Genomic DNA, 6,337 nt, shown 5'->3' with positions numbered 1-6,337 from the left:
ACTACAGTTTCTTGAGCAAAGGTTGTAAACGCAGAAAAAATTCCGAATAAAAAAATCAATAAACTTTTTTTCATGCCTAATCTTTAGTTAATAGTTATTGTGCATTAAATAATACTTATTTAAGGCGTGCAAATTTACATTATTTATAATAAATACATACTTTTGGCGCAAGTTTTGATTAGATATAACAATAACATAATATTTACACGATGAAATTACAACATTTTGCTTTAGTTTTTTTATGCTTTTTTGTGACTATAAACGGATTTTCACAAGATGAAAAAAAAGAAAAGCGCTTTAAAATTCATACAGTTGCTTTTTACAATTTAGAAAATTTATTTGATACTGTTAATGACACTACCAAATTTGATGAAAGAAGTCCAATTATGGAAATGAGTGCTAACAGAGAAGAGGTATATGCAAAAAAAGTGCATAATATGGCTAGAGTTATCGCTGATATTGGATCTGATGTTACAGGAAACTCTCCTGCAGTTATAGGAGTTTGTGAAATTGAAAACCGACAAGTTTTGGTAGACGTTGTAAACGATCCATTACTCGTTGGAAGAGATTATGGAATTATTCATTACGAATCTCCAGATGTTAGAGGTATTGATGTAGCTTTATTGTATCAAAAAAAATTATTCAGACCTGTAAGTCATAGTTCACATGAAGTAGTAATTTATGATGATAATACTAGAAAACGTAAACAAACTAGAGATCAATTATTAGTTTCTGGAGAGTTAGATGGAGATCTTATTCACGTTGTTGTTAATCACTGGCCATCAAGAAGTGGAGGTGAAGCAAGAAGTAGGCCTAAGCGTGTTGCTGCTGCAAAAGTAAGTAAACGATTAAAAGATTCGTTGCAAGCTATAGATCCTTATGCTAAGATTTTTATCATGGGAGATTTAAATGATGATCCTACAAATGATAGTGTAAAAGAAGTTATTGGAGCTAAAAGTGAAAAAAGCGACGTTGAATTGAAAGGTATTTATAATCCTTTCGAAAATATGTTCAGAAAAAGTGGTTACGGAACAACAGCCTGGAGAGATGCTTGGAGTTTATTTGATCAAATTATGTTTACAAAGCCATTGATTGAAAAAGATGATTATTCATCGTTTAGATTTTATAAAGCAGGAATTTATAATAAACAGTATCTAACTAATCCAAGAGGACGATGGAAAGGCTACCCTTTTAGAAGTTTTGCTGGAGGATTTACCAATGGGTTTAGTGATCACTTTCCTGTATATGTTTACTTAATTAGAGAAGTTGAAGGCAAATAAAAATAGAAAGTATAATTCATAAAAAAGGAGCAAATGTAAGTTTGCTCCTTTTTTATTTTATATCGCAAATTAAAACCAATTTGACCAAGGTATTCTTGAAAGTACAAGTAACAATCCTAAAGTATAAAAAATAGATAGCATCTTGAATTTAGGTTTTGAAGTTAGTTTCTTTTTATGTTTTGAATAACCAATGGTGATAAAAGTGACAGCTAGAATGCCAACAAAAGGGTGTTCAACAGCAAGTAATCTCGCAAAACTATCTAGACCACTCATTCCGTTAGCGCTTATATTTTTAACCCCGTTAGGAGATACAAAATAAAGAACTAAGCCAATTAATAATTGAATGTGCGATACAATTAAAGTGAATAATGAAATTCTAAAGTCTATTGCATGAAATTCTTTTCCACTAAAATATTTCATAAGTGCATTAAAACTCGCAAGAACGATCATTGCTAAGACTAAATACGCCCAATAAGAGTGAATCATTTGAAGTGTACTGTACATGATTTTAAATTAAAATTTAACATTACAAATGTAGTAATTATAAATAGACACTTTAATCTAATTTGTGAATACAAAAAAAGAGTGTCATTTGTGACACTCTTTTTTTAACTATTAATCAATTTCAATTTACTTTACAATTAAAGTATATTGAGGTGTTGGATTCATCGGACAAAAATATACATATTCACCTTTTTCAAGATTAGTAATATTTGAGGTTTCCTTTGAATTATTATCAACCACTTTAGTTACATAAGCAGTTTGTATGTGATTTTCTGGTTTAGAAGCATCTTTTCCTTTAGGCATTAAGACAAAACCTACTTGATGTCCAACATTATTGTTTTCAATCTCAAAAATATAAGCGCCTGCTTCTAGAGTAACTTCTTTTTGAGTAAATTCTCCTTTTGTTTGCTCTAGAGTAACAACAGTTGCTTTAGAATCTTTCATCATTTTGTCTTGAGCATTTGTATTTAATGTAAATGCTAATGTAATTACGAGTACTGAAATTAATTTTTTCATGTTTAAAATTTGTTTTGGTTTAAATTAAGCGTGGTAATAGCGTTCGTTAATAATTTTGCCATCTTTCCACTGGGTTCTATTTACTTGTTCAAATCTGTGATGTTGACCATCGTTAGTTTTAAATTCCATTATTGCTTCATAATAGGATACATCTCCTGAAATCGCAACGTTTTTGATTTCATATCTATTGAATTCTGTTACTGTTTCTAGCAATTCTTTTTCTGCAATTATGCAAACATCTTTACCAATTTTAGGTTCATTGTTTGCCTCTTGAAGTACAACATCATCTGCTAAATATTTATCCATTGCTTCTAAAAATTGACCTTTTCCTAATAAGGTTTCCAAATCTGTGAGTGCATTTTCTATTATAGTTTTCATTGTTATTTTTCTTTATTGGTTAATGTTTATAATTATATAGTTTCTAATTCTAAGGGTTGTGCTACAGGAAAATCAACCGGTACTTTTGTAGTACTGTGTATGTAGTTAGATATGGTTTTGTCACCCACTAAAGAAATCACATCTATTAAATTTCCTTTTGTATAGCCTTGGTTAAAAAAGTTTTCTAAGGGAATGTCTTCTGTTTTCCCTCTGTTTTCAGTGATATTTTTAGCAAGTTTAGCTAAAGCGTCTAGCTTAGTGTTCACTGAAGAAAATCCAGCTCTTAATTCTAAGATTTGATCATCTGTAAATCCATTCATTTTTCCAATTGCAGTATGTGCAGACAAGCAGTAAATACAATCATTAACCTGACTTACAGCTAGGTTTACAACTTCTTTTTCTTTTGCAGATAATGATGTTTTTGCATTAGCAAATGTTAGGTAGTTTTCAAGTGCTGTATCACTATGTGCGTAAGTAGCAAATAAGTTTGGCACAAAGCCTAGGGCTTTATTTAAATTGTCAAAAATTGCTTGATTATTTGTGCTTACGTCTTCTCGTGTTGGGACATTAAATGTGTTCATAATTTTTAGATTTTTAATTCTGAAATGTTTCAGAGTCTTATTATTAATTGTTTGTTTTTTGTTGGTACAAAGTTGCGACACTTACAAAGGTTTTAAAATGATTGATTTTCCTTTAGGCATGTCAATTTTTCCCTTATTGATTATTTCGAGCTAACATGTGGTCGCTCTGCATCACAATAGTAGTCGTGAATGTGTTTTTGCTCACAATGTGTTTTAGCAACTAAAGTGTTTATGAGTTTTTTTGGACTTCTTCTAAATATTTCAATGAGATTGAAAATAGATTTGTGTTGTGTTTTCATCTTTTACAAGTTTTAATATTACAATGCAAATATGAAACAATGGTCGTGTTTAAAGAATGAAGAATTTGCCCTTAGGCATGTCAATTTTTCCTAGTTTGAAGTTTTTAGTTGTTTTTTAAAGTCTGAAGGTGACTGCGAAGTGTGTTTTTTAAACAATCGACTTAAGTGGGACGCATCATCAAAACCAACTTCATAGGCTATTTCCTTAGCTGTTTTATCTGTATACATCAAAAGGCGTTTTGCTTCTAATACAATACGCTCATGAATAATTTGTAACGGACTGCGATTTAGCTTTGCGAAATTATTAGACAAGGTTTTAGGAGATTTAAATAACTCGTCAGCGTAAAAAGACACACTATGTTCAGTTTTAAAATGTTGTTCAACTAAAAAATTAAAAGATCGTAGTAAGTCTACTTTTGAACTTTTAGCGGTTTCAACAATACCTTCTTTTGCTTTTAGTAATCGTGTGCTTTTAATAATGAAGCGCGCCATCAACATTCGTAACATTTCAGCTTGAATATTGTCTTTGGTTTCTAATTCATCAATAAAAACTTCATGTAAGATTTGAAATTTCCGTTGTTCTTTTTTATCTAAGTGTATAATGGGAATATTTGTATTTCCGAAGAATAAAATACCAACACAGCTGACTTCTTGGTCGTGGTCTTTGATACAATAGAATTCTCTATTAAATTGATATACAATGGCATCTTGTCCATTGATATATTGTAAATATTGAATGGGAGTTAAAGCTAAAATGCTATGTGCTTTAATGGTAATAGGAACACTGTCTATAATAACATTAATAGCTTCAGATTGCGCCCAAATAAAGGTGTATAATTCTGTTTGTTTTGGAAGACTGAAAGATTTTAAATCTGTTTCATTACCAACATTGAAGATGGCATTTGTTGAAAACTCTTTAAATTGATGTATCATACTCACTAAGTCTTATTAGTGAATTAAACATTACAAAATAGTAGAGGTATTATGCTACTTTTTTCATTAAATCGAAGCAAGGACATTTTTTACAACGTTTAAATTCGGACTTCTTATATTTTTTACAACATTTAGACTTAACTTTTCCTAGAGTGTCAAAGCCAGAAGTTTGAAGCCCTTTAATACGCTCTTTTTTTAGCTTTTTATTTTTCTTTTTTTTGCCCATTGAATGTGTTAAAAACAACATTGCAAAAATAGTTATTTAAATTTAATCTAAATAAATTTTAACATTTATCCTGCTGCTGGATCAATTGCAGCTGAACTAACCACACTTAGTTGCTGTATGTCTCTGTCAAATAAATACAATCCACCTTTATCATCACCAATCATGTTGATTTTATCTAGAATATTTCTAGCAGTAGCTTCTTCTTCTATTTGTTCAGACACATACCATTGTAAGAAATTATGTGTAGCGTAATCTTTATTTTCTAATGAAATATGTACCAATTCATTGATGCTTTCAGAAACAAAAATTTCGTGTTTTAGTAGTTTTTCAAACATTTCCTTAAACGAAGTGAATTCAACATTAGGTGCTTTCAATTCTGAAACATGTGCATGTCCACCACGTTCATTAACGAATTTGATTAATTTAAGCATATGCTCACGTTCTTCGTCAGATTGGTCATACATGAAGTTAGAAATACCCTCTAGACCTTTAACTTCAGCCCAGACAGCCATTGCTAAATAAACCTGTGATGATTCGGCTTCTATTCGAATTTGTTTGTTTAATGCGTCTTCAATTGTTTTCGTTAACATAATGTGTGATTTTTTACAAAGATAAGTAGATATAAAGATAAATAAAACGAGAGCGACTTATTTGGAATAATTCTCCATTAAAAGAAAATATTCTGAGCTAGCCTAAAAGTATTAGCATGAGCTTCAACAATAATTTTAATTTCAGGACTATAACCTCCACCCATACTACACATCACTGGAATATTATTCGATTTACAAGTTTCCAGCACAAATTGATCTCTAGTTTTACAACCTTCAAGAGACATGGCTAGTTTTCCGAGTTTATCTGTTGAAATTATATCTACTCCACAGAGGTAATAGATAAAATCAGGTTGTTGTTCTTTAATTAATTTTGGGAGAGTATCATAAAGAATACTCAGATATTCTTCATCTTTAGTATTAGTTTCTAAAGCAATATCTAAATCACTAATTTCTTTTTTAAACGGATAGTTGGCTTTTCCATGCATCGAAAACGTAAATACAGTGTCGTCATTTTTAAAGATTTCTGCAGTTCCATTACCTTGATGCACATCTAAATCTACAATTAATATCTTTTCTGTTAGTTTTTGATGTTGAAGAAATCGTGCTCCAATAGCTTGATCGTTTAATAAACAAAATGCTTCTCCTCGGTTTGTATACGCATGATGTGTGCCTCCTGCAATATTCATGGCAATGCCATGTTGCAATGCAAATTCACTAGCCTTAATAGTTCCGTTAGTGATAATCACTTCTCGTTCAACTAAGGCACTACTTAAGGGGAATCCTATTTTTCGTGCAGCTCGTTTATCTAAATTCAGTTGTGTTAAATTTCTTAAGTAGTCTTCAGAATGGACTCGAAGAATGTGTTCTGTCTTAGGAATCTTTGGCTCAAAAAAATTCGCATTCGTACAAGTGCCTTCATGCAATAGTTGTTCAGGCAGTAACTCATACTTAAGCATAGGAAATCTGTGACCTTCCGGTAATGGATGTTTGTAGATAGGATGGTATGCTATTTTGAGCATTTAATTTATCAATAAAGGATTATTTGAACTAGATACTAAATTCACTAATA

General features: G+C 30.8%; 9 protein-coding genes. 1 reads left to right on the top strand and 8 read right to left on the bottom strand.

Annotated features, from left to right (window positions below; all coding sequences use genetic code 11):
• The first annotated feature begins 209 nt into the window (after window positions 1-209).
• Window positions 210-1,280: an endonuclease/exonuclease/phosphatase family protein gene (locus AB8B90_RS09840; RefSeq protein WP_405336369.1), complete on the top strand. Its 1,071-nt coding sequence runs from the start codon at window positions 210-212 to the stop codon at window positions 1,278-1,280.
• A 69-nt stretch (window positions 1,281-1,349) separates the two neighbouring features.
• Here AB8B90_RS09840 and AB8B90_RS09835 read toward each other — a convergent pair whose 3' ends face one another.
• The 8 genes from AB8B90_RS09835 to AB8B90_RS09800 all read right to left on the bottom strand — a co-directional run bounded on the left by AB8B90_RS09835 (window position 1,350) and on the right by AB8B90_RS09800 (window position 6,287).
• Entirely contained in the window at window positions 1,350-1,784 is a 435-nt protein-coding gene (locus AB8B90_RS09835; protein ID WP_405336367.1) for a hypothetical protein, read from the bottom strand.
• Window positions 1,785-1,910: 126 nt separating this feature from the next.
• Complete coding sequence (locus AB8B90_RS09830) at window positions 1,911-2,300, bottom strand: cupredoxin domain-containing protein (protein ID WP_405336365.1); 390 nt, start codon at window positions 2,298-2,300, stop codon at window positions 1,911-1,913.
• A 24-nt stretch (window positions 2,301-2,324) separates the two neighbouring features.
• A complete protein-coding gene (locus AB8B90_RS09825; RefSeq protein ID WP_405336363.1) occupies window positions 2,325-2,678 on the bottom strand; it encodes a nuclear transport factor 2 family protein in 354 nt (117 codons plus the stop codon).
• Window positions 2,679-2,710: 32 nt separating this feature from the next.
• Window positions 2,711-3,259 (bottom strand): carboxymuconolactone decarboxylase family protein, encoded by a 549-nt coding sequence (locus AB8B90_RS09820; protein WP_405336361.1) that lies wholly within the window; start codon window positions 3,257-3,259, stop codon window positions 2,711-2,713.
• A gap of 140 nt (window positions 3,260-3,399) precedes the next feature.
• Window positions 3,400-3,558: a hypothetical protein gene (locus AB8B90_RS09815; RefSeq protein WP_405336359.1), complete on the bottom strand. Its 159-nt coding sequence runs from the start codon at window positions 3,556-3,558 to the stop codon at window positions 3,400-3,402.
• 90 nt (window positions 3,559-3,648) lie between these two features.
• Complete coding sequence (locus tag AB8B90_RS09810) at window positions 3,649-4,491, bottom strand: helix-turn-helix domain-containing protein (RefSeq protein WP_405336357.1); 843 nt, start codon at window positions 4,489-4,491, stop codon at window positions 3,649-3,651.
• A 291-nt stretch (window positions 4,492-4,782) separates the two neighbouring features.
• Window positions 4,783-5,307 (bottom strand): ferritin, encoded by a 525-nt coding sequence (locus tag AB8B90_RS09805; RefSeq protein ID WP_405336355.1) that lies wholly within the window; start codon window positions 5,305-5,307, stop codon window positions 4,783-4,785.
• Window positions 5,308-5,384: 77 nt separating this feature from the next.
• A complete protein-coding gene (locus AB8B90_RS09800; protein WP_405336353.1) occupies window positions 5,385-6,287 on the bottom strand; it encodes a histone deacetylase in 903 nt (300 codons plus the stop codon).
• Window positions 6,288-6,337: the final 50 nt, after the last annotated feature.

The organism is Psychroserpens sp. (genome assembly GCF_045105015.1).
Classification (GTDB): Bacteria; Bacteroidota; Bacteroidia; order Flavobacteriales; family Flavobacteriaceae; genus Psychroserpens.
Note: the sequence above shows the minus strand (reverse complement) of the source record. Positions and strands in the feature narration are given on the sequence as shown.

Excerpts from the sequence above, each read along its gene's own strand:
- AB8B90_RS09820 (WP_405336361.1), bottom strand. The coding sequence starts at position 3,259 with ATGAACACATTTAATGTCCCAACACGAGAAGACGTAAGCACAAATAAT.
- AB8B90_RS09800 (WP_405336353.1), bottom strand. The coding sequence starts at position 6,287 with ATGCTCAAAATAGCATACCATCCTATCTACAAACATCCATTACCGGAA.
- AB8B90_RS09825 (WP_405336363.1), bottom strand. The coding sequence starts at position 2,678 with ATGAAAACTATAATAGAAAATGCACTCACAGATTTGGAAACCTTATTA.
- AB8B90_RS09840 (WP_405336369.1), top strand. The coding sequence starts at position 210 with ATGAAATTACAACATTTTGCTTTAGTTTTTTTATGCTTTTTTGTGACT.
- AB8B90_RS09805 (WP_405336355.1), bottom strand. The coding sequence starts at position 5,307 with ATGTTAACGAAAACAATTGAAGACGCATTAAACAAACAAATTCGAATA.
- AB8B90_RS09835 (WP_405336367.1), bottom strand. The coding sequence starts at position 1,784 with ATGTACAGTACACTTCAAATGATTCACTCTTATTGGGCGTATTTAGTC.
- AB8B90_RS09810 (WP_405336357.1), bottom strand. The coding sequence starts at position 4,491 with ATGATACATCAATTTAAAGAGTTTTCAACAAATGCCATCTTCAATGTT.
- AB8B90_RS09815 (WP_405336359.1), bottom strand. The coding sequence starts at position 3,558 with ATGAAAACACAACACAAATCTATTTTCAATCTCATTGAAATATTTAGA.
- AB8B90_RS09830 (WP_405336365.1), bottom strand. The coding sequence starts at position 2,300 with ATGAAAAAATTAATTTCAGTACTCGTAATTACATTAGCATTTACATTA.